Origin of the sequence: Actinosynnema sp. NPDC059797, assembly GCF_042732085.1 — a bacterium.
Taxonomy (GTDB): Bacteria; Actinomycetota; Actinomycetes; order Mycobacteriales; family Pseudonocardiaceae; genus Actinosynnema.
Genome location: NZ_JBHWIE010000009.1, coordinates 64,930 through 89,073, shown reverse-complemented (window position 1 = coordinate 89,073; position 24,144 = coordinate 64,930). Strand labels below are relative to the sequence as shown.

Below are 24,144 nucleotides of genomic sequence, written 5' to 3'. Positions count from 1 at the left end.
CCGCGCGCGGGGTCTCGGGCGCGGCCGGGGTGGTCGACGTGTCCGACGTGGCCGACGTGGCCGACGTGGCGGGGGCGACCGGCGCCGCGCTCGTGCCGCAGCCCGCCAGCACCGCGCCCACCAGGGCGATCACCGCCACCCGACCACGTCTTCCCACGCGTCAAAGGTCCGTTTCACAACCGCCTGATGTCGAGCGATTCCTCCTGTGAGGTTCCTGAAGACTCGTCACGTACGACCACGTAGGCCCCTCCGCCGGCCCGTTCGGACACCGCCTCCACCAGCTCCGTCCCCCGGTAGACGAGCCCGGCGCCGTCGTCGGTGCAGTGCGTCTCCGGCAGCACGCCGGACGCGACCGCCTCGTGGATCGTCGGCCGCCGCAGGGCCTCGCTGTCGTAGTGCACGCCGTTGCCGTAGGGCAGGAAGCCCAGGCCGTTGGTCACCACGCGCAGCTCCGGGCCGAACGAGTCCGTGGCGCCGCCGGCGAACCAGCAGATCGACCCCGCCGACACGCCGCCCAGCACGACCCCGTCCAGCCACGCCGCCCGCAGCACGTCGCCGAGGCCGTGCACCGCCCACACGGCCAGCAGGTTGGCCACGGAGCCGCCGCCCACCCACACCACGTCGTGCTCGCCGACCCAGCCCCGGAGGTCGTCGGTGGGCGGCATGGGGAACAGGTTGAGGTGCGACACCTCCCACCCGGCCAACCGGCCCGCCTCGTCGACGTTCGCGTGCCACCACCGCTGGTCGCCCCACGCCGTGCCGACGTAGCAGAGCCGGGGCTTGCGGCCGTGCACGCCGGACAGGTCGACGGCGTGGTGGGCGAGCTTGTGGAACTCCAGGTCGGTGCGGCGGCCCGCGCGGAAGCCGCCGGAGGTCGCCAGGATGGTGGGCTGGTCTGCTGCCATGAGCGCGATCCTGGCAGCGCCGGCCTCGGAGCGGGTGTGGAATCATCGACCGCGTGACGTTCCTGCCGTGGCTCCGCAGGCTGGTGACCCGCATCGTCCTCGGCACCCTCGTCGTGGGGTTCCTCGTCGTCGGCGGCACCGCGTTCCGCGTCTGGCAGGTCGCCCGGGAGGACGACCGCACGCACGCCGACATGGCCGTGGTGCTCGGCGCCGCGCAGTACAACGGCGTGCCCTCCGACGTCCTGGAGGCCCGCCTGGAACACGCCCGGCGGCTCTACCGGCAGGGCGTGGTCGGCTACATCGCCACCACGGGCGGGCGGCAGCCGGGCGACAACTACACCGAGGGCGAGGCCGGCCGGATCTGGCTGGAGGCCCACGACGTGCCGCCCGACCGCATCCTGGAGGTCGGCGAGGGCACCGACACGCTGGGCAGCATCCGCGCCGTGGCCGCCGCCGCGCGGGAGAAGTCGTTGCGCACGGCCGTGATCGTGAGCGACCCGTGGCACTCGCTGCGCGCCCGCACCATGGCCGAGGACGAGGGGCTGGACGCCTGGACCTCGCCCACGCGCAGCGGCCCGAACGTGCAGACCCGCGCCACCCAGCTCTTCTACATCCGCCGCGAGACCGGCGGCCTGCTGTACTACCACCTGATGAAGGCGCCGGCGGGCGCGTTCGACGGCATCCTGCTCTGACCTCTGACCTCTGGCCTCTGGCCTCAGCCCGCCGGGTAGCCGACCACCACCCGGTCGTCGCGCCCGACGAGGGCGAGGAAGCCCGGCGCGGGCAGCACGTCGACGCGGTGGTCGGTCGCCGGCCCCCACCCGGCCAGCGCGCGCCGGTCCGCGGTCGACGCGCCCCACCCCTGCCACATCAGCTCCGCGCCGCCGGGGGCCGGGCAGAGCCACACCAGCGTGCTCCGGGTGGTGGCGGCGGGCACCCGGCCGCCGCACGGCAGCTCCACCGGCGGGTGCACCGCGCCGCTCCCGGGGTCGACGCCGGTGACCCGCCACCGGTCGCCGGCCTCCTCCCACGACAGCGCGACCGGGCCCGCGTCGGACGGGTCGTACCGGCGGGGCGACTCCACCACCGGCTCGCCGTCGCGCGTGCGCAGCACGGCGGCGGGGGAGCCGATCGCGGTGACCGCCACGCCCGAGCCACCGGGCAGCACCGCCACCCGCGGCCCGGTGACCGCCTCGGGGGAGACCCGGTGCCGCCACCGCTCCGCGCCGTCGCGGTCGTCCAGCGCCACCACCGCCGCGGAGCCGGGGCAGACCAGGCCGACCAGCACCACGTCCGCGCCGACCTCCGGCTCGTGCGGCGTCGCGCACCCGTCCGGGGCGGTCCAGGTCCACAGGTGACCGCCGGTGCGCGGGTCCTCGGCGCGCACGCGGTGGTCGCGCGGCTCGGGGACGACCAGCGCGTTCGAGGTGGGCTCGCCGGGCCAGGGCGTCGCCCACTCCCGCAGCACCTCGCCGGTCACGGCGTCCAGCAGCACCCCGAGCACCCCGGTCCGGTCGTGCGAGCCGCCGCCCCGGAACGCCGCCACCACCAGCGCGCCGTCCGGTGCGGCCGACAACGCCGCGAGCGACGCGAAGGGCCGGGCGTACCGCCACCGGGGTCCGCCGTCGGGCCCCAGGGCGACGAGTTCCCCGTCCCCGGTGCCGACGACCAGGCCGGCGCCCGCCACGACCGCGAACTCGACCGACGCGGGCGCGGTCCACCGCCACGGCTGGCCGACCGGCCGGTCGGCCACCGCCGCCGGCCGCACCGCACCGGCGGTCCCACCGCGGACCACCAGCGCCCGGTGCCCGACCACCGCGCCGAACCCGGCCGCCAGGACGACCGCGACCGCCGCCGCGGCCACGGGTCGCGGCCACGGCTCCCGCCTGACCGCCGCGCCGACCAGGACCGCCGCGGCGCCCACGAGCAGCAGCGCGGACGACGGGTCCGCGATCCCGGACCGGGTGTCGTCCACCAGCAGGTACGCCGCGAACGCCGCCGCGAGCGCCGCCACCGGCGTGCGGAACCGCGTGCCGAGCACCGCGGGCAGCGCCGCCAGGACCACCCCGGCCACCCCGGCGACCTCCCACGCGGCCGCCTCCCGCGGCACCCCGCCGCCCACCGCCGCCGACACCCCGGCGCACACCGCGCCGACCACCGCGAGCACCACCCCGACCACCGGCCCCACCCCCCGTCCCACCGACGCGGCGACCGCGCCGCCCGTTCCCGGTCGGGTCCTCGCGAACGGGTGACGCGGCCGGCGCTCGCCTACTCTGGGCGAATGCGCCAGGGCTACACCGAGCACGACGCGGCGCGGCTGGTCGAGGAGGAGCCCAAGCAGGCCGTGCTGCCGGGGGCCCGACCGGAGCGCCGCTCGCCGTTCTCCCGGGACCGGGCGCGGGTGCTGCACTCGGCGGCCCTGCGCCGGCTGGCGGGCAAGACCCAGGTCGTGGGGCCCAACGAGGGCGCCGAGGTGACCGGTGTGCCGCGCACCAGGCTCACGCACTCGCTGGAGGTGGCGCAGATCGGGCGCGGCATCGGCGAGGAGCTGGGCTGCGACCCCGACCTCGTGGACACGGCGGGCCTCGCGCACGACATCGGCCACCCGCCGTTCGGGCACAACGGGGAGCGCGCGCTCGACGGGCTGGCCGGCCCGTGCGGCGGTTTCGAGGGCAACGCCCAGACCCTGCGCATCCTGACCCGCCTGGAGCCCAAGACCGAGCACGGCCTCAACCTCACCCGCGCGTGCCTCGACGCCGCCACCAAGTACCCGTGGCCGCGGCGGCCCGGCGTGGTGAAGTTCGGCGCCTACGACGACGACCTGCCGGTGTTCACCTGGCTCCGCGAGGGCGCGCCCGACCACCGGCGGTGCCTGGAGGCCCAGGTCATGGACTGGGCCGACGACGTGGCCTACTCCGTGCACGACGTGGAGGACGGCGTGCTGGCGCACCGCATCCGGCTGGCCGCGCTGGGCGACCCGGCCGAGCGGGCCGCGATCGCCGAGCTGGCCGCCAAGCACTTCTGCGACGAGCCGGTCTCCACCCTGGAGGCCACGGCCGCCGAGCTGATGCGGCTGCCGGTGATCGCCGACCTGGCCGAGTACGACGGCTCGCTGCGCGCCCAGGTCGCCCTCAAGCGCCTGACCAGCGAACTGGTCGGCCGGTTCGCCTCGGCGGCCGTCGGCGGCACCCGGCGCGAGCACGGCGACGGCCCGCTGTCCCGCTACCAGGCCGACCTGGTCGTGCCGCCGCGCGCGCAGGCCGAGGTGGCGCTGCTCAAGGCGGTCGCGCTGCGGTACGTGATGAGCGACCCGTCCCGGCTGGCCATGCAGGCCCGCCAGCGGGAGCTGGTCGCCGAGCTGGTGGACCTGCTGCTGCGCCGCGCGCCGGACTCGCTGGACCCCGCGTTCCACCCCGCGTGGGCCGCGGCGGGGGACGACGCGCAGCGGCTGCGGGTGGTGGTCGACCAGGTCGCCACCCTGACCGACGCCCAGGCCGTGGGGTGGCACCGGGCGCTGAACGGCCCGACGGGGCGACGTGAGTAGTGCCACACTCGACCGCGTGGGCGGACGAGGGCGGAAGGCGGTGCGCGTCGCTCGGGAGACGGCGTACCGCGGCCGGGACGACGATCCCGACGACGGTTCCGCCGGGGTGCGCGAACCACGCCGACCACGGCCGCTCGGCCCGAGCGGCGGCGCGGGGGAGCGCCCCCCGCCGGAAGACCCGATCACCAGCGAGGAGACCCCGTGCCCGATCGAGCGCACCTGACGTTCGCCCTCACCCTGCACGACGCCGTCGCGCCCGATCGCACGCAGAACGCCTGCTGGTCCCCGTACTCGGTGGCGAGCGCCCTGGGCATGACCGCCCGCGCCGCCCGCGGCACGACCCGGGCCGAGCTGGTGGGCCTGCTCGGCGAGGACCACGCCGAGCTGGTCAAGGGCTCCCTGGTCGAGGGCGACGCCGAGTTCGCCGTGGCCAACACCCTGTGGGCCGCCGACGAGCTGCCGCTGGAGGACGGCTTCCTGGCCGACCTCGCGGACTGGCCCGGCGCCAAGGCCCGCTCCGCGCCGTTCGGCCGCGACCCCGAGGGCTCGCGCGAGCTGATCAACGCCGACGTGGCCGACACCACCCGCGGGCTGGTCCCCGAGCTGCTGTCCCCCGGCTCGATCAAGCCCGACACCGCCGCCACCCTGGTCAACGCGCTGTACCTGAAGTGCGCCTGGGCCGAGGAGTTCCCCGGGCACGACACCTCCGACCAGCCCTTCCGGGGCGCGGGCGAAGTGCCGACCATGCGCCGCACGGGCCGGATGCGCTACGCCCGGCGCGCCGGGTGGCAGGCCGTGGGCGTGCCCGCGCGCGGCGGCGTGGAGGCGGTCGTGCTGCTGCCCGACGACGAGCTGGGCGGCACGGGCGGCGTGCCCGAGGTGCTGGGCGCGCTGGAGCACGACCGCGTCGAACTGCACCTGCCCAAGCTCGACCTCGACGTGAACGCCTCGCTGGCCGACGCGCTGCGCGAGGTGGGCGTGCGGACCCTGTTCACCCGCGAGGCCGACCTGGGCGGCCTGAGCCCCGACCCCCGGCTGCGCGTGGACGACGTGGTCCACGAGGCCGTGCTGCGGCTGGACGAGCAGGGCTTCGAGGGCGCCGCCGCGACCGCCGTGGTCATGCGGCTGACCTCGTTCGTCCCGGACGAGCCCGCCCGCGTGGTCCGGGTCGACCGCCCGTACCTGCTGCTGGTCCGGCACGCGACCACGGGCGCGATCTACTTCCTCGCCCAGGTCGCCAGGCCGTAGCCGTCACGTTCCACCGCGCCGCCTCGTCCACCGGGTGTCGATGTCGGTGGAACGAGGAGGAAGACGTGCCCAGGATCCCGGTCGTCCCGACCGCGCGGGCGAACCCGCTGGTCAAGCTCGCCTACCGGATCAGCAGGCGGAAGTTCGGCGCGGTGCCCGAGCCGGTGGCCGTGACCGCGAACCACCCGAGGCTGATGATGGCGGGCGCCCGGCACGAACTGGCCGTGGAGAAGGCGGCCGGGGTGCTGCCGGTGTCGCTGCGCGAACTGGTCGTCTACGCCACGGCGGTCAGGCTCGGCTGCTCGTGGTGCGTGGACTTCGGCACCATGCTGATCAAGCACGAGGGGTTGGACGTCGACCGGCTCAAGGAGGTCCACGACTACGCCACCTCCGACCGGTACACCGAGGTGGAGAAGCTGGCGCTGGCCTACGTCGACGCGATGACCGCCACGCCCACCGCCGTCACCGACGAGCAGGTGGCCGGGCTGGAGCGGCGGCTCGGGCGCGCTGGGGTGGTCGAGCTGACCTACCTGATCGCGCTGGAGAACCACCGGGCCCGGTTCAACTCGGCGCTGGGCATCGTCGACCAGGGCTTCACCTCGGGCGAGGCGTGCCGGGTGCCCCTGCCCTGACCACCGCCGCCCCCCGGTGACGGCACCGGGGGGCGGCAGGGGCCGGGTCAGCCCTCGAAGCGCACGTGGCGCAGCTTGTCGGGGTTCACCACGTCGTAGACGCCGACGACCAGGCCGTCGCGCAGCACGAGCGTGCTCACCCGCGCGTCGAGGTCGGGCCGGGAGGCGAACAGCACGCCCAGGTCGCCGTTGACCAGCGCGAGCCGGCCCGAGGTCGTCACGTCCCCGCCGTACTTGCGCACCAGGCCCAGCAGGAAGCGCGCCGCCTTCTCGCGCCCGGCGACGACGTTGATCGCGGTCCTGGCCTTGCCGCCGCCGTCGCCCACGACCGCCACGTCCGGGTGCAGCAGGCCGACCACCGCGTCCACGTCGCCGGCCGCCAGCGCCGCCACGAACCGCTCCAGCACCTCGCGCTGCTCGTCCAGGGCGACCCGGGGCGGCGGGTCGGCCTCGGCGACGGCCCGCCTGCCACGAGAGGCGAACTGGCGGGCTGTCGCGACCTCCACGCCCAGCACGTCGGCGATCTCCGCGAACGGCACGCCGAACGCGTCGTGCAGCACGAACGCCACCCGCTGCTCGGGCGGGAGCCGGTCCAGCACCACCAGCGCCGCCATCCGCACGCCGTCGTCGCGCACCACCGCGTCCAGCGGGTCGTCCTCGCCGGAGGTGACCAGCGGCTCGGGTAGCCACTGGCCGACGTACCGCTCGCGGCGCACGGCCGCCGACCGCAGCCGGTCCAGGCAGATCCGGCCCACCACCGTGGTCAGCCAGGCCCGCAGGTCCCGGATGCCGGCGCGGCCCGGGTCGCCGAGCCCGGCGAGCCGCAGCCACGCCTCCTGCACCGCGTCCTCGGCGTCCGCGACGCTGCCGGTGAGGCGGTAGGCCACGCCGACCAGGTGCGACCGGTGGCTGGTGAACGTGGTGACCAGGGTCTGCTCGGCGGCGGTCATGACCTCCAGTCAACCAGCACTAGACTCGGCTGCTGTGGCAGGACGCATCCGGGAGAGCGACATCGCGTTGGTGCGTGACCGGAGCCGGATCGACGACGTCGTGGGAGACCACGTGTCGCTGCGTCGGGCCGGTGGCGGCGCGCTGAAGGGCCTGTGCCCGTTCCACGACGAGAAGTCGCCGTCGTTCAACGTGCGCCCGTCCCACGGCACGTTCCACTGCTTCGGCTGCGGTGAGGGCGGCGACGTCATCGCGTTCGTGATGAAGATCGAGCACCTCGGGTTCGTCGAGGCGGTCGAGCGGCTGGCCGACCGGGCGGGCATCCAGCTCACCTACGAGGGCGGCGGCGCGACGATCCAGCGCGACCGCGGCACCCGCAGCAGGCTCATCGAGGCGCACCGGGCCGCCGCCGAGTTCTACGCCGAGCAGCTCGCCACGCCCGAGGCCATGCCCGCGCGCGAGTTCCTGGCGGAGCGCGGCTTCGACGAGAACGCCGCCCGCCAGTTCGGCTGCGGCTTCGCGCCCGCCGGTTGGGACCGGCTCACCAAGCACCTGCTCGGCCGCGGTTTCGAGCTGACCGAGCTGATCAAGGCCCAGCTGACCAAGGAGGGCCGCCAGGGGCCGATCGACCGGTTCCACCGGCGGCTGCTGTGGCCGATCAAGGACCTCGGCGGCGACGTGGTCGGGTTCGGCGCGCGCCGGATCTTCGACGACGACCCGATCCAGGCCAAGTACCTGAACACCAGCGAGAGCGTGATCTACAAGAAGTCGCAGGTGCTGTTCGGGCTGGACCAGGCCAAGCGGGAGATCGCCAAGCGGCGGCAGGCCGTGGTGGTCGAGGGCTACACCGACGTGATGGCCATGCACCTGGCGGGCGTGCCCACCGCGGTGGCGTCCTGCGGCACGGCGTTCGGCGGCGACCACATGAACGTGCTGCGGCGCCTGCTCATCGACGACTCGCTCAACGGCGAGGTGATCTTCACCTTCGACGGCGACTCGGCGGGGCAGAAGGCGGCGCTCAAGGCGTTCGAGGGCGAGCAGCAGTTCACCGCGCAGACCTACATCGCGGTCGCGCCGGACGGCATGGACCCGTGCGAGCTGCGGCAGGCCAAGGGCGACGTGGCCGTGCGGGACCTGGTGGCCAGGCGCACGCCGCTGTTCGAGTTCGCCATCCGCACCAGGCTCAGGGACTACGACCTGGACTCGGTGGACGGCCGGGTCGAGGCGCTCAAGGCCATGGTCCCGTTCGTGGCCCAGATCAAGGACCGCGCCAAGCGCGACGGCTACGCCACGCGCCTGGCGTGGTGGGTGGGCTGGGAGGACGAGGCCGCCGTGGTCCGGCGGGTCCGGGAGACCGCCAACGGCAAGGCGCCCGCACCCGCGCGGCGCCGCCCGGTCGACCCGGACCAGGGCGCGCTGCCGGTGGACGTGGACGGCCCGACCAGGCCCAACCCGCGCGACCCGGCGCTGCTGTCGGAGCGGGAGGCGGTCAAGGCGGCGCTCCAGCTGCCGGAGATGGCGGGCCCGTACTACGACTCGGTGCCCGACGAGGCGTTCACCAACCCGGCCTACCTGGAGCTGCACCAGGGCATCCGCAAGGCGGGCGGCGCGTCCGCCGGGCTGGCCGGCCCGCAGTACTTCGAGGCGGTGTCGCAGTGCTGCCCGCACCAGTCGGTGCGGTCGCTGCTGACCGAGCTGTCGGTCGAGCCGCTGCGGGTGAAGACCAACGACGAGTACCGGTACGTGCAGAGCGTGCTGGCGGGGCTGCAGAAGGCGCTGGTGGCCAAGCAGATCGCGGACATCAAGTCGCGGCTGCGGCGGGTCTCGCCGATCGAGGAGCCCGACGAGTACCGGCACCTGTTCGGCGACCTCGTCGCGCTGGAGGAGTACCACAAGGCGCTGGGCGAGCAGGCGGTGGGCGGGCTGTGAGGGAACTGCTGCGGAGGCTGTTCGGGTCGGGCGCGCCCAAGGGGTTCGCCGGCGCGCTGGAGGCGGACGAGAACGTGCTGGCGTCCGCGCCGGCGGGGTCGTCGTGGCTGGTCGCGACCACGCACGGGCTGTGGCTGCCGGGCGTCGACGGCGCCGGGCCGCGCCGGGTCGGGTGGCACCTGGTCAGCAAGGCGACGTGGAGCGGGAACGTGCTCTCGGTCGTCGAGGCGGTCGAGGACGGCGCGGCGGGCGAGGCGGTCGTGCTGCGCGACCTGGTGCCGCTGAGGTTCCCGCTGGAGTCGCCGGGCAAGGTGCCCCAGGTCGTGCACGAGCGGGTCACGGGGTCGATCAAGTCGCGGCACCGGCACGAGTCGCCGGGGGCGTGGTTCCTCCAGCGGAAGGTGACCGGGCGCGACGGCGTGGTGCTCCAGGTGCGGCCGGACCCGGACGCGGACGTGGAGGCGCTGCGGGAGATCGCGGCGTCGGTGGCCGCCAAGATCGCGGCGCTGCGGGCCGAGCCCTAGCGGCGTACTCTAGCAGTACGCTTGTACTGTTAGGGGGTGCGCATGTGGGATCCGGCCCGGTACCTGGCGTTCGCCGACCACCGGTCGCGACCGTTCCACGAGCTGCTGGCGAGGGTCGGCGCGACCTCGCCGCGCCGGGTGGTGGACCTCGGGTGCGGTCCGGGGAACCTGACGGCGGCGCTGGCCCAGCGGTGGCCCTCGGCGGTGGTGGAGGCCCTGGACTCGTCACCGGAGATGGTGGCGGCGGCGCGGGCGCGCGGCGTGGACGCGCGGGTGGGCGACGTGGCCTCGTGGCGGCCCGGCCCCGACGTCGACGTGGTGGTGTCCAACGCGGTGCTCCAGTGGGTGCCGGGGCACGAGGAGCTGCTGCGCGGGTGGGTGCGCGCGCTGCCGTCGGGCGCGTGGCTGGCGGTGCAGGTGCCGGGGAACTTCGCCGGGCCGTCGCACCGGCTGGTGCGCGAGCTGGTGGACGAGCGTTGGCCGGACCTGAGGGGGCTGCTGCGCGAGTCGCCGGTGCTGGACCCCTCCGGGTACGCGGAGGTGCTGTCCGGGGCCGCTGTGGACGCGTGGGAGACCACGTACCTCCAGCGGCTGGAGGGGGAGGACGCCGTGCTGGAGTGGATCACCGGGACGGCGCTGCGGCCCGTCCGCGCCGCACTGGACGACGCCGGGTGGGAGGAGTTCCGGGCCGCGCTGGCGCCCCGCCTGCGGGACGCCTACCCGCCGCGGGCGGACGGCACGACGTGGTTCCCGTTCCGCCGGGTGTTCGCGGTGGCGCGGGTGCCCTGAGCCCGGGCACGACCCGGCCGCCCCCTCGCGGCATGAGGGGGCGGCCGGGTCTTCCGGTGTTCTCAGTTGGTCCGCGGGATGACCGGGTCGCGCCGGTAGCCGTTGGTGCCGGCGCCGGCGGTCCCCGCCGCCCCCGTCGTCCCGGGCGTCCGCGTCGCCCGCCGGCCGAAACCGGTCTTCTCGCCCACCTTGGCCCGCACGACCCCGGCCGCGCCCTGGACCGCCGGGTGCTCGGCCAGCGAGCGGTACACCCGCGCGATCTGGTCGTACCTGTGGCGGCCGGCGCGCGCGCCGAGCACGTAGCCGACCGCCGCGCCGAACAGGATGCCCTTCATCAGGTCCTCTCCTCCCGTCGTGCCTGGTCACGCCCCTGCTTACCCGGTTGGGAGGGGGGTGTGCACGAGCACTCTTCCGGATGCTCTATAGTTGTGTCCTGTCGGGCCGAGAGGCCCGGCGCACAACCGAACAATCCCCCATAGCTCAACGGCAGAGCATTCGACTGTTAATCGAAGGGTTACTGGTTCGAATCCAGTTGGGGGAGCGCGATGTCAGCCCCAGGTCTCGTGGACCTGGGGTTTCGTCGTTTCATGGGGTGGGGGTACCCGCCGATCACCCGTTCGTCACCCTCCTGGGGCCGGTTTCTTCCGGCAGGCTGACCCCATGGCCCTCTCCTCCGCCCAGGACCGGTCGTACCGCCCCGATCGCTGGGACCGCTTCGCCATCCGCCGCCGGATCACGTCGCTGGACCCCGAGCGCGACCACGTGGAGATCATGCGCCTGTCGTCGGGCCACGAGTTCCCGTGGGACTACGTGCGGGCGCTGGAGTTCGCCTTGTTCCGGACGTACTGCGTGCCGTCGATCTCGGCCCTGCTCGCCCGGACCGGCGAGTTCGAGAAGCGCCCCCAGCGGCGCTACGACGACACCGCGCTGCTCATGGCCGAGCTGGTGGAACACGGGTACGACTCGCCGCGGGGCAAGGAGGCGCTGCGCGTGGTCAACCGCCTGCACGGGCGCTACCCGATCGCCAACGACGACATGCGGTACGTGCTGTCCACGTTCGTGTACGACCCGATCGAGTGGATCACCGAGTACGGCTGGCGGCCGTTGACCGACCACGAGCGCCTGGCCGCGTTCCACTTCTACCGGGCCGTGGGGGCGCGGATGGGGATCAAGGAGGTGCCGGGGACCTACGAGGCGTTCAGGGACTTCAAGGAGGCCTACGAGGCCGAGCGCTTCGCCTACAGCGACACCAACCGCAGGATCGGCCGGTACACCCTCGACCTGTTCTGCTCCTGGTACCCCGTCCCGAAGCCCCTGACGGCCCGCGCGGTCCTGGCCATGCTCGACGAGCGGATGCTGTCGGCCTTCGGCTTCCCGCCCCAACCGGCGTGGCTGACCGCCCTGGCGCGGCGCGCCCTGCGACTGCGGGCGCACGCCGTCCGCCTCCTCCCGCCCCGCCGGGAACCCAGCCTGACCAGCCGCGGGAACCGCACGTACCCGAACTACCCGACCGGCTACCGGCCGTCCGACATCGGGGCACCGTAGCCCGCAGTGCACAGCTTGGTCACGCCGTGCCGGGTTGCCGAGACGCGCCGGAACCTGATCTGTACCCTCCAGAACCGCACGTCAGGGGGCGGTAGCTCAGCCGGTCAGAGCAGCGGACTCATAATCCGTCAGGTCGTGGGTTCGAACCCCACCCGCCCTACCACCTTGGCTGGTCAGAGGTGGTGGCGGTACCCGGCTCCAAGATCACCGCCACCCCTTTGCCACGCTTTACGGCCGGTACCCCTTAACCGCCTCCAGCGCGTCGGCCGCCTTCCGACTGGTCACCCGGCGGGCCATGTAGACGTCCTGGGTGGTCGACACCTTGGAGTGGCCGAGCTGGTCCGCGATCTGCCGGGCGCTCAACCCGGCTTCGTCCAGGATGGTCGCCACCGACCGGCGGAACGTCCGGAAGGTCACCCACGGGTAGCCCGCCCGGTCCCGGAACTCCCGCCACCGGGCCAGGGTGTTGTGCTTGTCCCGGAGCCCGCCGAGCGAGTTGGGGAACACCGGCCCCCGAAGGTCCGCCGGGTCGACCCCGAAGCGTTCGGCCAGCTTCACCCGCCGCTCCCGGAGCACGTCGACCAGCCAGGCCGACAGCGGCAGGGCCCGCTCGGACACGTCGGTCTTGCCGAGGTTGATCCGCTGGCCCTGGCCCCTGACGCGGATCAGCCCGCCGCCCCAGTCGACCGTGCCGGCGTTCAGGTCGAGGTGGTGCCAGTGCACCGCCAGGCCCTCCCCGGTCCGCTCACCCGTGCCCGCGTACCACCGGGCCAGGTCCGGCAGGTCGTGACGCGCCGCCACCTCGTCGCTGTCGAGCTTGTCCAGCAGGTCGGCCAGCTCGTCCAGCGTCAGCGCACGGGCCCGCTTCTTGCGTCCCTCCAGCGGGGCCACGTCCCGCACCGGGTTGGACGCCAGCGCGCCGTGCCGCACGGCCAGGCCGCAGACGCCGGACAGGATCGTCCGCACCGTCTTGGCGGTGTGCGGGCTGTGCCGGTCCTGCGCCGCCGCCACCACCCGACCGAGCCGCGGCACGGTCAGCTCCCGCACCCGCAGACCACCGATGGCGGGCAGCACCAGGTTGTGGAGCCGGTTCTCGTAGGTCTCCTTGGAGGTGGGGGAGCGGCGGCCCGCGTCGACCGCCCGTTGGAACTCCGCCAACCACAGTTCGGCAGCTTCCCGGAACCGCGTGTCCGGGGTGATGCCGCCCGACTCGGACGGGGTGATCCGGTCCCGCAGCGCCTCCTTGAGCGCCCGCACCGCCGCCGTCCTGGTCCGTCCCCGTCGCTCCACCGGCCGCGTGACGCCGTCGTGGTCGCGGAAGTTCGCCCGGGCCCGCCACCCCGACCGGTCCGGATAGGTCTGGATCTTGCCGAAGGTGCCGACCGGCAGGGGCGGACGCGCCATCAGGCCGTCCCGTCCGGCAGGGACTCCACCCACGCCATGACCTGGTCGGGCACGAACCGCACGTACTTGCCGATGCGCTTGCCGGGCGGTCCGTAGTTGCGGGTCCGCCACTGGTAGAGCGTGTTGATCGGGACGCCCAGGAAGTCGGCGACCTCCTTCATCCCCCAGAGCTTGCTCATGCCGATGCCTCCTGTTCGTACTTGCGTTTGCGCTGCTCACGGGTGCGTTCGGCGATAGCCAGGGCCAGTTCGCGTTCCGCGTCGTCGGCGTAGCCGGTGCCCACGTAGTCCCAGTGGTTGACCAGCAGGACCGCGCCGGGGTCGTGGCCGAGCTGGCCGAGCATCTCGGCGGTGCGGAACGCGCGGCGTTCGCCCCGGATGGCCTTGAAGGTGGTCGAGTAGGCGCGGGACTTGGACAGGAAGTGGCCCCGGAAGGCCAGCATGTGCGCCCAGCGGCGCAGGTTGAGCTTGGCCAGGTGCTCCAGGTCCCCGAGGTCCCACGCGGTTTGGATCATGCGTCGGTGGTGGTCGTGGACCCTCAGGTGGTCGATGTCGAGTTGGGAGCGGATCGGCCGGTCCGCCGCTTCGCTCTTGCCGGTGCCCTTGGTGGCGTACTTCGCGACGTAGCCGGCCAGCCGGGTCTCGCTGATCTCGCCGTCCTCTTCGACCTCGTCGGCACTGGTCGGGCGGATGTGGCGCACGTCGATCTGGGAGCCCCAGCGCAGCGTGGTCACCGTGCCGTCCGGGAGCGCCTGGTCCAGGGCGACGGAGCGGGCGGCGCCGGTGATGGCGGCTTCGAGCAGCTCCGCCGAGGCCCACGCCGGGGTGGGGTCGGCGGGTCCCTCGGGTCCGTCGAGGCGGATCACGGCGTGGAAGTGGACCAGGCCGCGCCGCTGGTACTCCGCGACCTTGGCGTAGGACAACCGGGCGTGGTCCTTGAACGCCCGGACCGGCAGCCCGACCGCCTTCATCAGCTCGCGCTTGAGCGCGGTCACGAACCGGTGCCACAGCTCACCGGCGTTGGCCTGCCACAGCACCGCGCCGACGTAGTCGTAGGTGTCGGGGTCGAGCGGGGTGCCGATGGCGGGGTCGGCCGGGTGGTGCCAGGTGCCGCACGCGCACGGCAGGACCTTGCCGCGGTGGGTGGTGCGCCGGTTGTGCACCGCCCCGAACGACGGCGCGGTCAGCGTGGCGAACACCCGGGGCTTGTCGGTCACCGAGACCGGGACGCCCTTGGAGCCGCCAGCCAGGCCCGCGTGCATCAGGTGGTAGGCGTCGGCCGCGTACCGGTCCGAGCACGACGGGCACACCGACTCACGGCGGTTGCCGCAGGGGATGAACACGTCCCCGCCGTGCCAGTCCAGCAGGCCACCGGTCGCGGCGTCCTGGACCTGCCAGCCACCGGTCATCCGGATGGGCTGGGCACAGCCACCGGTGCCGGTGACCTTGTCGCGCCAGTCTCGGTAGTCGGCCCGGCGCAGCCGGTGGGCGATGCGTTCTTCGAGCGTGGAGACCACGCGGTACCTCCTTTCGAGCAGGACGAGGAGCGGGACACGGCCCAGGGGAGGAAGCCGTGTCCCGCTCATGAGGGCAGGTCAGGGGATGCCTGCCGTGGATCAGGTGAAGGCGTGCCCGTTGTGGGCCGCGTGCTCCGCGGCGATGCGGTCGGCCAGATCGGCAGGGACGCGCACCGCCTGGCGCACGTCGTCGGCGGTCAACGCGCGACCCTCGGCGGCCACCTGGTCGGCCTTGGCCCGGACCGCCTCCCGGATCGGGTCCGGCAGCTTGAGCCGGGTACCGGTGACCAGCGCGGCCGGGACCGGCCGAGGAGCGGCCGGGGCGGGGGCCGGAGTCGGTGGTGGTGCGGTGGTGCTCGCGGCCCGGTAGGCGTCGGTGATCGCCTGGTTCATCCGCTGTTGGATCACCGGCATGACCTCGGCGACACCGAACACCACGACCGGCACCATCACGTGAATGGCCAGGTTGCCGACCTCGAACCGCTCACCGGGGCGCACCGCGACCGTGGGGTAGACGTTCATGAACAGCGTCGAGCCGAGCAGGATGCGCTTGAGCCACTCCACCCACTTGCTGTCCACCGGCACACCCCGGTGAAGAACTTCGGACTCGAACACCAGCAGCATGATCAGGATGCCCGCCAGCATCGGTTCGGCCAGCCACGCCGCCCACCACAGCGGGTCGGACAGCGGCCGGTGACCGGCCAGGAAGTCCTGAACCCCGGCGGTGGTGAACCCGAGCCCGAGGGCGAGGAAGAACCACATGCCGCGCGTGATCAGCCGCCGCTGGGACTCAATCCGCACCGCCACCAAGTCGGGATCGTCCACCAGGCCCCGGAGCTGCTTGGACTCGGCAAGCCTGTGCCGCAGGCCCACGACCCGCCTGGTGACCCCGGTCTGAACGTCGATCTCGTCGGAGTCGTTGGCCCGCAACGGTTTCACCTCTTCGGGTTGAGCCGCTCGAACAGCTCCCGCCCGGACGGGGTGATCTCCACGCGGTCGGCCCGGAACAGCTCGCCGGACTCGTCGACCAACACGCACGACAAGCCCGCAACCAGGTAGCCGCGCTCCTCCAGGATCCAGAGCACCTCCGACTCCTCGTCGGTGGCCGGTCGCGCCCGCTCGGCGTGGTCCCGGAACCATCCCCACGACCCGGTCAGGTCGCCCCCACGGGTGTGGAGCCGGTCGGCGATGGCCATGCGGAGCAGCTTGTCCACGTCCGCCTTCATCCAGTCCGGCGGTGTCCACTGACTTTCGATCTCGGGCATCAGCGATGCCTCCTTTCTCCGCTATTCGATTTCCTCGGGCTCATCGGCCCGCAATGGCTCACCTTCGGTCGTGCAGGATCGAGTCCAGATGGTCGATGACGTCGGCGGTGACCGGCACCGTGATCACACGGTCTACCTCCACCAGGCTGTCTGCCTCGTCTAACAGCATGAAGCCGGATTCCCGACCGAGAACGTCGTGTTCGAGGAAGACCCGCACCGTCTCCGATTCCAAAGCGCCGAGGCCCACAACCTCGCCGCTGGACCACAACAGCCAACCCGGGCCGGACGCGGAATTCGTCGGCACGTACAGGATTTCCGATCGTGCCGCGTCCAGCACGTCCACCGCGACCAGGAGTTGTTCACGTGACCACCCGGAGAACGAGCCGTCACGCCCGTCCGGCAACCGGTTTGCCGTCACCGCACACCCCGCAGGTGGAACCAGCGGGTCCGAATCTTGTGACCGGAGTTGGTCAGCTTGACCGTGTTGACGTTCCGGCGGATCACGCCGTGCAGTTGGGAGGTGAACTCGCCGTCAGCGGCGTAGCGCTGGTCGATCAGCGACTCCACCACGGCGGTCACGTCATCTTCGGCGTGGCGGCAGTGGCCGTCACCGTCCAGGCGCACCACCCGGTCGTTGCTGTCCAGGCGACCGATCCGGCCGTCGTGGATGTCGTCGAGCACCTCCACCACCAGGTCCGGGGTGCCGCCGAACCCGGCGGGCCTGCCCTGCTCCACCGGCGGAGCAGCCTCGGGCTTGTCGGCAGAGGTCGCGAACAGGTCGAGCTGTCCGGAGGCTTCTCGGCTCGCCATCGGGTCACCGCCGATCCGTCAACTCGCGTCGGTAGAGGTTGCGCAGCGTCACCCGCAGCCCCGCCAGGCCCCCGATCGCGGCCAGCAGAGCCAGCAGGAACACCCCGTTGAGGCCCTGCCACAGGTAGATCAGCCACAGCACCAGCGCGCACACCGCGCCCCACCGGACCATCTGCCAACCGGCCCACATCGCGAATCCGAAGCGCCACATCTCAGGCCACCACCTTCAGACCGCCGGGGCGGCCGATGCTCACGAACTCGACCAACTCATCGATCTCCGAGTCGTCCACGTAGGACGCACGCACGCGCATCGGCAGACGGGACTTCTGCCGCAGCACGTACCCGATGCCCGCCGTCGCCGGGTCGTTGGGGATCTCGTCGGCCAGCGCACCGCGCAGCCGCGCCCCGTCCCCCAAGGTCATGTCCACGTGACCGGCCGAGGTCACCCGCAGGCACATCCGCACCGTGAACAGGTCCCGGACCGGCACCACGTCCTTGGTCGGCTCCTGGACGAACCCCAGCATCGAATGCCCGGTCGCCCGCCCCTGGGTGCCGACGTAGGACAGCAGCTTGCGCATAGCGCGGGCGTGGTCACCCCAGCCGAGCAGCGCGCCCAGCTCGTCGAGCACCAGCAGGTTCAACGGGGTCTCCCGCGACACCGCGAACTTGCGCCGCCCCTCGGACGCCAACCGCCGCTCGGTGGCCTCCAGATCGGCCACGAACTCCTCAACCGTCGCCAGGCAGTCCTCGGGTTCGGCCGCGTAGCGGTGCGCGATCCGCTCGGACTTGACCAGCTCCATCCGCTTGGGGTCCAGCACCCACAGCCGCACCAGGCCGTCACGGATCAGCGGGGCGACCGACCGCAGCGCCGACCACACCAACGAGCCCTTGCCCGCGCCCGTGGCACCCGCGCCGAACCAGTGCTGACCCGCCAGCGGCTCACACCAGTCCTGCCCGTACTCGGTCTCACCCAGGTACACCGCCCCCAGGTCCACCGCGTCGGAATCCCACGGCATCTCCGGGGCATCGATCACCTCGGTGAACGACTCCCGCCGCTGCACGATCACGCCGACCACCTGGGGCTTGACCTTCTCCACCCCGACCCGCTCCGCGTTCAGCGCGACCGCAAGCTCCTCCGTCTTGGCCTCCCACTGGCGCACCGTCTGCCCCGACACCAGCCGCACGAACACCGTGTCCACCGAAGGCGAGAACGACCGCACCCGCACCACACGCGGCACCCTGGGCAGGCCCGTCTTGCGGTGCATCGGAGCCAACTCGCAGTCCAGCAGCACGTCCCGCCAACGGTGCCCGGCGTAGCGGGACAACCAACGCCGCCGCAACGCCCGCAACCTCGGCGCGGCCACCGCGTCAAAGCTGTCCGGGTGCGCCCGGTACCAAGCCCCCACACCCACGGCCGCCGCACCCAGGAACACCCCGGTCGGAACCGGCCCGAACTCCACCGCCGAGGCCGACACCGCACCCGGCGTCAACACCATGACCGGGTGACGAGCAGCCCACAACGCCGCCCGCCACTCCACACCCATCCGCCTGTTCGAATAGCTCAACATCACCCCTCCTTTCCCCGCAGACGGCAAAGGCCGGTCCCGACACAACATCGGAACCGGCCCCGCCAATAACCGTGATCAGAGTCAGTCGTCGCGGACCTTCGACTTCGAATCGGTCAACGCCACCAACAACTCACCCGCCGCCTTGCGCGCCTTGTCGTACGACGCCCTGAACCCCGGCATGTCCACCGGAACCCCGCGCAGCGTCTTCCGCAGGTGCAACATCGCGGCTTCCAACTCGTCCGTAGCGCTCTCCACGCGGTAGCTCACGATCACACCGCCCACTCCCGCGACACCAAGTCGCCCTCGTGCTTCTTCGCCTTCACCCGCACGGCGTCCAACGCCTCGAACGCCCTGCGCCGCAACGCCTTCAGCTCGTCTTGGGACGGAGTCGTCCAACCACCGCCCTCGGCCGCGCCGTCGTCCACCAGCTCGATCACCGCGTCGACCGCACGGAACGCCTCCTCCACCATGTCCATCGCACCGATGAACTCCCCGTACTTCCTGATCGCACGGGAGTTCAACACGCCCTTAACAATTCCGGTCACACGAACACCTCCAGTTTGGTCAAAAAGCCAAAAGTCATAACGACTGAGAATGTGGATAGCGATTAGCTACAGCCATGAGCCCGGTGAACAGTCACGGAGCGGCATGCGCTGACCCGTGGTGCACTGCTCGTGTCACTTGCCGCGCTGTACGCCAGGGTGTCCGACGTAGATCGGGCGACCCGCCTCACGCGAGGCTGTGCCCGACGCCACGATCCTGGGCACATCGGCCGCGATCACGTCCATCTCGCCCCAGGTGATCAACGTGCACATCTGCTCGTCCGTGGCGAAGCACGTCAACGACAACGACACACCCTCGGGGTGCACCGTGAACGCGATGATCGTCTGAGGATCACCGCCGTACCAAAACGGTGTCGAGTTCTCCACCACCTCGCGGGCCTCCGCAGACGTCATCGCATCCTTTTCCAAGCCACCCATACTTCCTCCAAAGTCGGACCAACACCCATGCGGACCATGCTTACGCGCGCACCACATGGCAAGATCACTCCATGGACACGGATGAACACATGGACCTGATCAGGGTCAAACTCGCCTCCATGGACAACCCCCGATGGGATGAACAAAAAGAAGCCGTGAAAGCCCTCGACGGCGCAACCTTCCACAAGAACGCCGGAACCTGGACAATCGAAATCGACAGGAACGCCCTCCCGGTCGATACGATCAACCGGCTCTACGAGATAGCTGCCGAGTACGGAACCCGCGTCCGAATCATCATCAGCAAGGACTAGTGTCATCGAGACGCACGGCAGGTGCCAGGAACGCAGTGTGCAACCCTGGCACCGCCGAACATCTCGAAAGATGTTCCGCAGTTTTAGGCATGGGTCTATCCACTGTGGAATTCTCAAAGAACAAACGGACACCCCTGCTGTGCGGCGCCACTGCCTGCCTCGGCTCACCGAGGCGGTTCACGTGGCCACAGGAGCCCGATTCTCGAAAGCGGACAGGGGGACGGATGATCAGCCCAGCGGCTTCAGACCGGCCGCCCGCCACGCCAGGCCGGACACCGTCTCTCCCTTGGCGTTCTTGAAGCTGTACGGCGACACCGTCGGGTCGACCATCTCGACCTGGTCTCCGTACTCGAACCCATCACCCGGGTCCGACATCAGGGTCACCCTGATCTCCTCGCCCTTCTCCCCCTTGGCCTTGACATGCAGCGTCACGGTGAACAGCGACGCCCCGTCGTTATCCGTCGCGACCTCCGTCTGACCGTCCTTCTCCCGCATCTTCAGGGCAGGCTCCTCCACGACCATGAGCCGGTACGCCGTGAGCAGGACGGGGATGTTGCGCATGTCTACCTCCTCTGTACAGAACTTGCTGACAACAGATAACCATAGTTCTGTACCGAACTGCAAGCGGAATCTGTACAGAGGTTGCGAAAGCAAACAGGGCGTTGCGAGGAAGCAACGCCCTGTGACCAGGTCGAGCCCTAGTCGTCAGCCGTGAACTTGTACTCCAGTACGTATGACGCGCCGTCCAACACCATGAGGTTGACCTCCACCGGAAGGTCTTCGCTGGTGTAGGCGGTTCGAACGATCTCGATGACCGGCGTTCCCTGTGCCAGGTCCAAGGTCTGCCGCTCGTGCTCGCGGGGCATCCTGGTTCGCAGCTCTTCCCTGAACCGGACTGGCTTGTACCCCAGGTCCCCGAGCCTCGCGTACGAGCCGCCCTCGCCGGTGTTCGGCTGGGTGATGGGGGAGCCTTCGACCAAGTGCGCCGGGTAGTAGGACGTGGCGAGCTGGACGGGCTTGTCCTCCACGGCGAAGTGGCGACGCCTCACGACAACCGCAGTGCCCTCATCGACTTCGAGGACGTGCGCGACGATCGGAGGTGCGGGTTCGGTCGTGACCTCCGTGCCCTGGTCCATGGGGCGAACGCCGAGATCCGCACTCCAGATCGAACGACCGGCGCCCCACACGACCGTCTTGAGGCGGTCAGGGGACACCCTCCTGATGGGGCGGAACTCGCGGACGAACGTGCCCGAGCCGCGCTTGGCGACCACCAGGCCCTCGTTCTTCAAGACGTCCAGCGCACGGCGCGCGGTGGGCTGCTCCACGCCGTACTTGGCCATCAAGTCGTTCTCGCCCGGAACCTTCGCGCCAGGCTTGAGCTGCCCGGAGTCGATCTCCTGGCGCAGCTCATCAGCGATCTCCCGGTAGCCCACACGGGCCGCACCGTCGCCCACGGGCCACCTCCTCTACTGGCGGTAGTTCTGTACAGCTCCTAAGCTACCCCGTCAACGTTGCGGCCATGCAGCGGCCCTGACCAAGTCACACCGGTGTGTTCAGAGTTTCTTTTCTTCATCAAGGCGGCCCCTGCCGGGGCCGCTCGCGCCGCTCAGCCTTGGCCGCTCGGCAGGGCCAGGGGCCCGGCTCCGCCACCCTGGCCCGCCGGCGGCCGGAGGCGCGCCCGGCCCCGGCAGCCGCCGCAAGAGCAAAAGCATGTCCTCGCCGGACGGGCAGGCCAGCAGGATGACCGGGAGGGCACCGCCAGCTCGGCTACCAGCGTGGGTCGGGTTTCGTGTCATCCCGCCGACCTCCCCGAGGGCAACCACACGCGTCAAGGGGGCGCTTCCAGCCCAACGGTCCTATATGGACGGAAGGTGCCCCCTTGACACGCGTGGTTGGGGCGAGCCAGGTCGGCGGGATGACACGAAACCCTCAATTGCAAAAGACGTGCGGTTCTGCTGTGCTTACCTTGCTGCAACGGTGGTAAGTGTTGGTGGCGCAACCAGGAGGAAGCTTGATAAGCGCGGAATTCAATGATCATGATGAGAGTGAGCGCGAGATTAATCAATTGCTTGAGGAGCGCGTTAACTTGTTGCGCGAATTTCGTGGTTATCAACGACAAGTGCATAGCTGGAAGATTTCATTAGGCAGATTTAGGATTAGTCGCCCTATTAGTAGCCAGGGTCTGGCTTGGTTGTTTTTCGCGTGGCACTTGATGGCCGGTATTTCGGGTGTACTAATTACGGTTTTTTGGGTGAGCAATAGAGCGTTGGGCATTGCCCTGGTTGTAGGTTCGTTGTTTGGTTTTGGAAGTTTTCTGTCTCAAATTTGGGGACAGGCAATAGGAAGGGAAAAAGATTACTTGGTAAAAATTTGGGCAGATGACGAAATCGAGGAAATGCGCACTAAGTGGAGGCGTATCAGAGAAATCGAGGCGCATCTAAGGAAAATTGTATAGTTTGAGTCTGGCGGGTCAAGATCCACGCCACACTTTTGCCCCACAAAACGACGGCAGGCGACCACGAAGCACGATCCACAGTGGTCGTTCGCGGATGCTAAGCGCGCTGGTGATGGCTGGTGCTGGCAGGGGGCAGCAGACGACGGAGGAGACGGCCAACAATCCGTCAGGTCGTGGGTTCGAACCCCACCCGCCCTACCGTTTCATCTGGTCAGGTGTGGTGGCGAGATGAGTCGCCCATGGTCGTTGCCACACCCGGACCACACCTTTCGCGCAGGAACCCCGCGTCCGCCTCCGGCGCATCAGCCACCTCCCGGCCGCTGCTTCCGCGCACCGGGCGGAGGTCCTGAGCGGGTTCCGGGGTGCGGCACGTTTCGCAAGCTTGCGCAAGACGCCGGACGGCCGCCGGCGTCGCGGCGGGTCGGTCGCAACGCCTTCGGGCCGGCCGGCCGACTTGTGCGACACATACCTGAATGGCGGATGCCCGAGGTGTTCGGCGTGCTGACACTGGTCGCGCTGGGAGCGCTCCCAGAACGGGCTGGGCAGGGCCTTCGAGGGGCGCGCCACCGGTTCCGCCCCGTGCGGGAACCGGGAAGTCACATCGTCGATCAACGAAGATTGGGCGGTAACCATGCTGCACCCATCCGGGAGCGCTGCCAGGGGATCTCGCAGCGCCCTGGCCACCCGGGTCCCGACCCGGACCGGCTCCTTCTGGCGGATCTCGGCGGCCGTCGGCTCCTGCCTGGCATTGCTGACGACCCTGCTGGTGACCTTCGGCGCGGGCACGGCCTCGGCCCACGGCGCGGTCAGCGACCCGCCCGCGCGCCACTACGGCTGCTACCAGCGCTGGCCCAACGGCCCGTCCCCGCAGATGGCCGCCGAAGACCCCATGTGCCACCAGGCGTGGTTGGCCGACCCCGGGGCGATGTACAACTGGAACGGCCTGCTGCGCGACGGCGACCGCGGTGACCACCAGGCCGCCGTCCCGGACGGGCAGCTGTGCAGCGGCGGCATGACGTTCAACGGCCGCTACGCCGCCTTCGACAAGACCGGCGCCTGGAAGACCGTCGACCGGCCCAGCCGGTTCACCCTCAACCTGCTCGACCAGTCCTCCCACGGCGCCAACTACATCCGCGTCTACGCCACCAGGCAGGGCTTCGACCCCAAGACCCAGGCCCTGCGGTGGAGCGACCTGGAACTCGTCGCCCAGACCGGGAAGATCCCCACCGGCACCCGGACGCCGGTCGAGGTGGACGCGCCCGGTCGGACCGGCCACCACGTGCTGTTCACCGTCTGGCAGGCCAGCCACGCGGACCAGGCGTACTACTTCTGCTCGGACGTCAACTTCACCGACGGCGGCCAGCCCACCACCACGCCCACCACCCCGACCACGCCCACCACCCCGACCGACATCCCCTCCCGGAACTGCACGGCCTCCTTCCGCACCACCGCCCAGTGGTCCGGCGGCTTCCAGGCCGAGGTGCGCGTGACCGCCGGTGCCGCGGCCGTCTCCGGGTGGGCGGTGAGCTGGACCTTCGCCGGCGGCGAGCGGATCAACTCGATCTGGGGCGCCACCGCCACCACCGACGCCGGCGCCGTCACCGCCCGCAACGTCGGCTACAACGGCTCGCTCGGCGCCGGGGCCTCCGCCACCTTCGGGTTCGTCGCCTCCGGGACCGCCGGCAGCCCGACCCTCACCTGCACCGCGTCCTGACCGGTCGATCCCGCACAGGGGTCCGCCCACCTCTCAGGGGGTGGGCGGACCCGCGGC

At 71.3% G+C, this 24,144-nt stretch carries 29 protein-coding genes and 2 tRNA genes; 13 read left to right on the top strand and 18 right to left on the bottom strand.

Annotated features, from left to right (window positions below):
• Positions 1–173 precede the first annotated feature (173 nt).
• Complete coding sequence (locus ACFV4N_RS05405) at positions 174–905, bottom strand: Type 1 glutamine amidotransferase-like domain-containing protein (protein WP_499671261.1); 732 nt, start codon at positions 903–905, stop codon at positions 174–176.
• Positions 906–958: 53 nt separating this feature from the next.
• Here ACFV4N_RS05405 and ACFV4N_RS05400 point away from each other — a divergent pair, with 53 nt between their 5' ends.
• The gene (locus ACFV4N_RS05400) at positions 959–1,597 is read left to right on the top strand and encodes a YdcF family protein (protein WP_499671260.1); all 639 of its coding nucleotides are present in this window, start codon (positions 959–961) and stop codon (positions 1,595–1,597) included.
• Between the two features lie 23 nt (positions 1,598–1,620).
• Here the strand turns inward: ACFV4N_RS05400 and ACFV4N_RS05395 are convergent, their stop codons facing one another.
• Positions 1,621–3,084: an outer membrane protein assembly factor BamB family protein gene (locus ACFV4N_RS05395; protein ID WP_499671259.1), complete on the bottom strand. Its 1,464-nt coding sequence runs from the start codon at positions 3,082–3,084 to the stop codon at positions 1,621–1,623.
• Positions 3,085–3,186: 102 nt separating this feature from the next.
• Here ACFV4N_RS05395 and ACFV4N_RS05390 point away from each other — a divergent pair, with 102 nt between their 5' ends.
• The 3 genes from ACFV4N_RS05390 to ACFV4N_RS05380 all read left to right on the top strand — a co-directional run bounded on the left by ACFV4N_RS05390 (position 3,187) and on the right by ACFV4N_RS05380 (position 6,329).
• Positions 3,187–4,449, top strand: coding sequence for a deoxyguanosinetriphosphate triphosphohydrolase (locus ACFV4N_RS05390; RefSeq protein ID WP_499671258.1), 1,263 nt, complete (start codon positions 3,187–3,189; stop codon positions 4,447–4,449).
• Between the two features lie 201 nt (positions 4,450–4,650).
• A complete protein-coding gene (locus tag ACFV4N_RS05385) occupies positions 4,651–5,697 on the top strand; it encodes a serpin family protein (RefSeq protein WP_499671257.1) in 1,047 nt (348 codons plus the stop codon).
• 65 nt (positions 5,698–5,762) lie between these two features.
• Complete coding sequence (locus ACFV4N_RS05380) at positions 5,763–6,329, top strand: carboxymuconolactone decarboxylase family protein (RefSeq protein ID WP_499671256.1); 567 nt, start codon at positions 5,763–5,765, stop codon at positions 6,327–6,329.
• A gap of 47 nt (positions 6,330–6,376) precedes the next feature.
• Here the strand turns inward: ACFV4N_RS05380 and ACFV4N_RS05375 are convergent, their stop codons facing one another.
• Positions 6,377–7,279 carry a sigma-70 family RNA polymerase sigma factor gene (locus tag ACFV4N_RS05375; RefSeq protein WP_499671255.1) on the bottom strand — a complete coding sequence of 301 codons (903 nt, stop codon included), beginning with the start codon at positions 7,277–7,279 and terminating at the stop codon, positions 6,377–6,379.
• 34 nt (positions 7,280–7,313) lie between these two features.
• On the opposite strand from ACFV4N_RS05375, the gene dnaG reads away from it, so the two are divergent.
• Genes dnaG through ACFV4N_RS05360 form a run of 3 tightly spaced genes read left to right on the top strand, consistent with a single transcriptional unit; the run spans position 7,314 to position 10,519 of the window.
• Positions 7,314–9,206 (top strand): DNA primase, encoded by a 1,893-nt coding sequence (gene dnaG / locus ACFV4N_RS05370; RefSeq protein ID WP_499671254.1) that lies wholly within the window; start codon positions 7,314–7,316, stop codon positions 9,204–9,206.
• Positions 9,203–9,730: a hypothetical protein gene (locus ACFV4N_RS05365; protein ID WP_499671253.1), complete on the top strand. Its 528-nt coding sequence runs from the start codon at positions 9,203–9,205 to the stop codon at positions 9,728–9,730. Before dnaG ends, ACFV4N_RS05365 begins: the two co-directional genes overlap by 4 nt.
• 42 nt (positions 9,731–9,772) lie before the next feature.
• Positions 9,773–10,519 carry a trans-aconitate 2-methyltransferase gene (locus tag ACFV4N_RS05360; RefSeq protein WP_499671267.1) on the top strand — a complete coding sequence of 249 codons (747 nt, stop codon included), beginning with the start codon at positions 9,773–9,775 and terminating at the stop codon, positions 10,517–10,519.
• 62 nt (positions 10,520–10,581) lie between these two features.
• Here ACFV4N_RS05360 and ACFV4N_RS05355 read toward each other — a convergent pair whose 3' ends face one another.
• Positions 10,582–10,854, bottom strand: coding sequence for a hypothetical protein (locus ACFV4N_RS05355; RefSeq protein WP_499671252.1), 273 nt, complete (start codon positions 10,852–10,854; stop codon positions 10,582–10,584).
• 134 nt (positions 10,855–10,988) lie between these two features.
• Between ACFV4N_RS05355 and ACFV4N_RS05350 the strand changes: the two genes are divergently transcribed.
• From ACFV4N_RS05350 to ACFV4N_RS05340, 3 genes are all read left to right on the top strand, one after another.
• Positions 10,989–11,060 (top strand) — tRNA-Asn (locus ACFV4N_RS05350).
• Between the two features lie 119 nt (positions 11,061–11,179).
• Positions 11,180–12,064, top strand: coding sequence for an oxygenase MpaB family protein (locus tag ACFV4N_RS05345; RefSeq protein ID WP_499671251.1), 885 nt, complete (start codon positions 11,180–11,182; stop codon positions 12,062–12,064).
• Between the two features lie 85 nt (positions 12,065–12,149).
• Positions 12,150–12,227: transfer RNA gene (locus ACFV4N_RS05340), tRNA-Ile, on the top strand.
• 65 nt (positions 12,228–12,292) lie between these two features.
• On the opposite strand, the gene ACFV4N_RS05335 is transcribed toward ACFV4N_RS05340, so the two are convergent.
• The 12 genes from ACFV4N_RS05335 to ACFV4N_RS05280 all read right to left on the bottom strand — a co-directional run bounded on the left by ACFV4N_RS05335 (position 12,293) and on the right by ACFV4N_RS05280 (position 19,607).
• Positions 12,293–13,468, bottom strand: a complete 1,176-nt coding sequence (locus ACFV4N_RS05335) for a site-specific integrase (protein ID WP_499671250.1) — start codon at positions 13,466–13,468, stop codon at positions 12,293–12,295.
• Complete coding sequence (locus tag ACFV4N_RS05330; protein WP_499671249.1) at positions 13,468–13,647, bottom strand: helix-turn-helix transcriptional regulator; 180 nt, start codon at positions 13,645–13,647, stop codon at positions 13,468–13,470. Before ACFV4N_RS05330 ends, ACFV4N_RS05335 begins: the two co-directional genes overlap by 1 nt.
• Positions 13,644–14,984: a replication initiator gene (locus ACFV4N_RS05325; protein ID WP_499671248.1), complete on the bottom strand. Its 1,341-nt coding sequence runs from the start codon at positions 14,982–14,984 to the stop codon at positions 13,644–13,646. Before ACFV4N_RS05325 ends, ACFV4N_RS05330 begins: the two co-directional genes overlap by 4 nt.
• Before the next feature lie 99 nt (positions 14,985–15,083).
• A complete protein-coding gene (locus tag ACFV4N_RS05320; RefSeq protein WP_499671247.1) occupies positions 15,084–15,914 on the bottom strand; it encodes a hypothetical protein in 831 nt (276 codons plus the stop codon).
• Between the two features lie 5 nt (positions 15,915–15,919).
• The gene (locus ACFV4N_RS05315) at positions 15,920–16,249 is read right to left on the bottom strand and encodes a hypothetical protein (RefSeq protein WP_499671246.1); all 330 of its coding nucleotides are present in this window, start codon (positions 16,247–16,249) and stop codon (positions 15,920–15,922) included.
• 58 nt (positions 16,250–16,307) lie between these two features.
• Positions 16,308–16,667, bottom strand: coding sequence for a hypothetical protein (locus tag ACFV4N_RS05310; RefSeq protein ID WP_499671245.1), 360 nt, complete (start codon positions 16,665–16,667; stop codon positions 16,308–16,310).
• Positions 16,664–17,059 (bottom strand): hypothetical protein, encoded by a 396-nt coding sequence (locus tag ACFV4N_RS05305; RefSeq protein ID WP_499671244.1) that lies wholly within the window; start codon positions 17,057–17,059, stop codon positions 16,664–16,666. The genes ACFV4N_RS05310 and ACFV4N_RS05305 overlap by 4 nt, the downstream gene beginning before the upstream one ends.
• Positions 17,060–17,063: 4 nt before the next feature.
• On the bottom strand, positions 17,064–17,270 hold the full coding sequence (locus tag ACFV4N_RS05300) for a hypothetical protein (protein ID WP_499671243.1): 207 nt from the start codon (positions 17,268–17,270) through the stop codon (positions 17,064–17,066).
• A 1-nt stretch (position 17,271) separates the two neighbouring features.
• Positions 17,272–18,627 carry an FtsK/SpoIIIE domain-containing protein gene (locus ACFV4N_RS05295; protein WP_499671242.1) on the bottom strand — a complete coding sequence of 452 codons (1,356 nt, stop codon included), beginning with the start codon at positions 18,625–18,627 and terminating at the stop codon, positions 17,272–17,274.
• 81 nt (positions 18,628–18,708) lie between these two features.
• Positions 18,709–18,894 (bottom strand): hypothetical protein, encoded by a 186-nt coding sequence (locus ACFV4N_RS05290; RefSeq protein WP_499671241.1) that lies wholly within the window; start codon positions 18,892–18,894, stop codon positions 18,709–18,711.
• 2 nt (positions 18,895–18,896) lie between these two features.
• Complete coding sequence (locus ACFV4N_RS05285; RefSeq protein ID WP_499671240.1) at positions 18,897–19,172, bottom strand: hypothetical protein; 276 nt, start codon at positions 19,170–19,172, stop codon at positions 18,897–18,899.
• A 132-nt stretch (positions 19,173–19,304) separates the two neighbouring features.
• Positions 19,305–19,607, bottom strand: coding sequence for a hypothetical protein (locus tag ACFV4N_RS05280; RefSeq protein ID WP_499671239.1), 303 nt, complete (start codon positions 19,605–19,607; stop codon positions 19,305–19,307).
• A gap of 71 nt (positions 19,608–19,678) precedes the next feature.
• On the opposite strand from ACFV4N_RS05280, the gene ACFV4N_RS05275 reads away from it, so the two are divergent.
• Complete coding sequence (locus ACFV4N_RS05275; RefSeq protein ID WP_499671238.1) at positions 19,679–19,918, top strand: hypothetical protein; 240 nt, start codon at positions 19,679–19,681, stop codon at positions 19,916–19,918.
• 228 nt (positions 19,919–20,146) lie between these two features.
• On the opposite strand, the gene ACFV4N_RS05270 is transcribed toward ACFV4N_RS05275, so the two are convergent.
• Both ACFV4N_RS05270 and ACFV4N_RS05265 read right to left on the bottom strand, forming a co-directional pair.
• Positions 20,147–20,479 (bottom strand): hypothetical protein, encoded by a 333-nt coding sequence (locus ACFV4N_RS05270; RefSeq protein ID WP_499671237.1) that lies wholly within the window; start codon positions 20,477–20,479, stop codon positions 20,147–20,149.
• 137 nt (positions 20,480–20,616) lie between these two features.
• On the bottom strand, positions 20,617–21,372 hold the full coding sequence (locus ACFV4N_RS05265) for a GntR family transcriptional regulator (RefSeq protein WP_499671236.1): 756 nt from the start codon (positions 21,370–21,372) through the stop codon (positions 20,617–20,619).
• 530 nt (positions 21,373–21,902) lie between these two features.
• Here ACFV4N_RS05265 and ACFV4N_RS05260 point away from each other — a divergent pair.
• The gene (locus tag ACFV4N_RS05260) at positions 21,903–22,373 is read left to right on the top strand and encodes a hypothetical protein (protein WP_499671235.1); all 471 of its coding nucleotides are present in this window, start codon (positions 21,903–21,905) and stop codon (positions 22,371–22,373) included.
• A 631-nt stretch (positions 22,374–23,004) separates the two neighbouring features.
• Positions 23,005–24,087 (top strand): lytic polysaccharide monooxygenase auxiliary activity family 9 protein, encoded by a 1,083-nt coding sequence (locus ACFV4N_RS05255; RefSeq protein WP_499671234.1) that lies wholly within the window; start codon positions 23,005–23,007, stop codon positions 24,085–24,087.
• The last annotated feature ends 57 nt before the right edge of the window (positions 24,088–24,144 follow it).

What these genes read in the sequence shown, in the direction of transcription:
- ACFV4N_RS05405 (WP_499671261.1), bottom strand. Translation starts at nt 905, where the DNA reads ATGGCAGCAGACCAGCCCACCATCCTGGCGACCTCCGGCGGCTTCCGC.
- ACFV4N_RS05390 (WP_499671258.1), top strand. Translation starts at nt 3,187, where the DNA reads ATGCGCCAGGGCTACACCGAGCACGACGCGGCGCGGCTGGTCGAGGAG.
- ACFV4N_RS05375 (WP_499671255.1), bottom strand. Translation starts at nt 7,279, where the DNA reads ATGACCGCCGCCGAGCAGACCCTGGTCACCACGTTCACCAGCCACCGG.
- ACFV4N_RS05360 (WP_499671267.1), top strand. Translation starts at nt 9,773, where the DNA reads ATGTGGGATCCGGCCCGGTACCTGGCGTTCGCCGACCACCGGTCGCGA.
- ACFV4N_RS05355 (WP_499671252.1), bottom strand. Translation starts at nt 10,854, where the DNA reads ATGAAGGGCATCCTGTTCGGCGCGGCGGTCGGCTACGTGCTCGGCGCG.
- ACFV4N_RS05345 (WP_499671251.1), top strand. Translation starts at nt 11,180, where the DNA reads ATGGCCCTCTCCTCCGCCCAGGACCGGTCGTACCGCCCCGATCGCTGG.
- ACFV4N_RS05335 (WP_499671250.1), bottom strand. Translation starts at nt 13,468, where the DNA reads ATGGCGCGTCCGCCCCTGCCGGTCGGCACCTTCGGCAAGATCCAGACC.
- ACFV4N_RS05330 (WP_499671249.1), bottom strand. Translation starts at nt 13,647, where the DNA reads ATGAGCAAGCTCTGGGGGATGAAGGAGGTCGCCGACTTCCTGGGCGTC.
- ACFV4N_RS05315 (WP_499671246.1), bottom strand. Translation starts at nt 16,249, where the DNA reads ATGCCCGAGATCGAAAGTCAGTGGACACCGCCGGACTGGATGAAGGCG.
- ACFV4N_RS05305 (WP_499671244.1), bottom strand. Translation starts at nt 17,059, where the DNA reads ATGGCGAGCCGAGAAGCCTCCGGACAGCTCGACCTGTTCGCGACCTCT.
- ACFV4N_RS05300 (WP_499671243.1), bottom strand. Translation starts at nt 17,270, where the DNA reads ATGTGGCGCTTCGGATTCGCGATGTGGGCCGGTTGGCAGATGGTCCGG.
- ACFV4N_RS05295 (WP_499671242.1), bottom strand. Translation starts at nt 18,627, where the DNA reads ATGTTGAGCTATTCGAACAGGCGGATGGGTGTGGAGTGGCGGGCGGCG.
- ACFV4N_RS05280 (WP_499671239.1), bottom strand. Translation starts at nt 19,607, where the DNA reads ATGGGTGGCTTGGAAAAGGATGCGATGACGTCTGCGGAGGCCCGCGAG.
- ACFV4N_RS05275 (WP_499671238.1), top strand. Translation starts at nt 19,679, where the DNA reads ATGGACACGGATGAACACATGGACCTGATCAGGGTCAAACTCGCCTCC.
- ACFV4N_RS05270 (WP_499671237.1), bottom strand. Translation starts at nt 20,479, where the DNA reads ATGCGCAACATCCCCGTCCTGCTCACGGCGTACCGGCTCATGGTCGTG.
- ACFV4N_RS05255 (WP_499671234.1), top strand. Translation starts at nt 23,005, where the DNA reads ATGCTGCACCCATCCGGGAGCGCTGCCAGGGGATCTCGCAGCGCCCTG.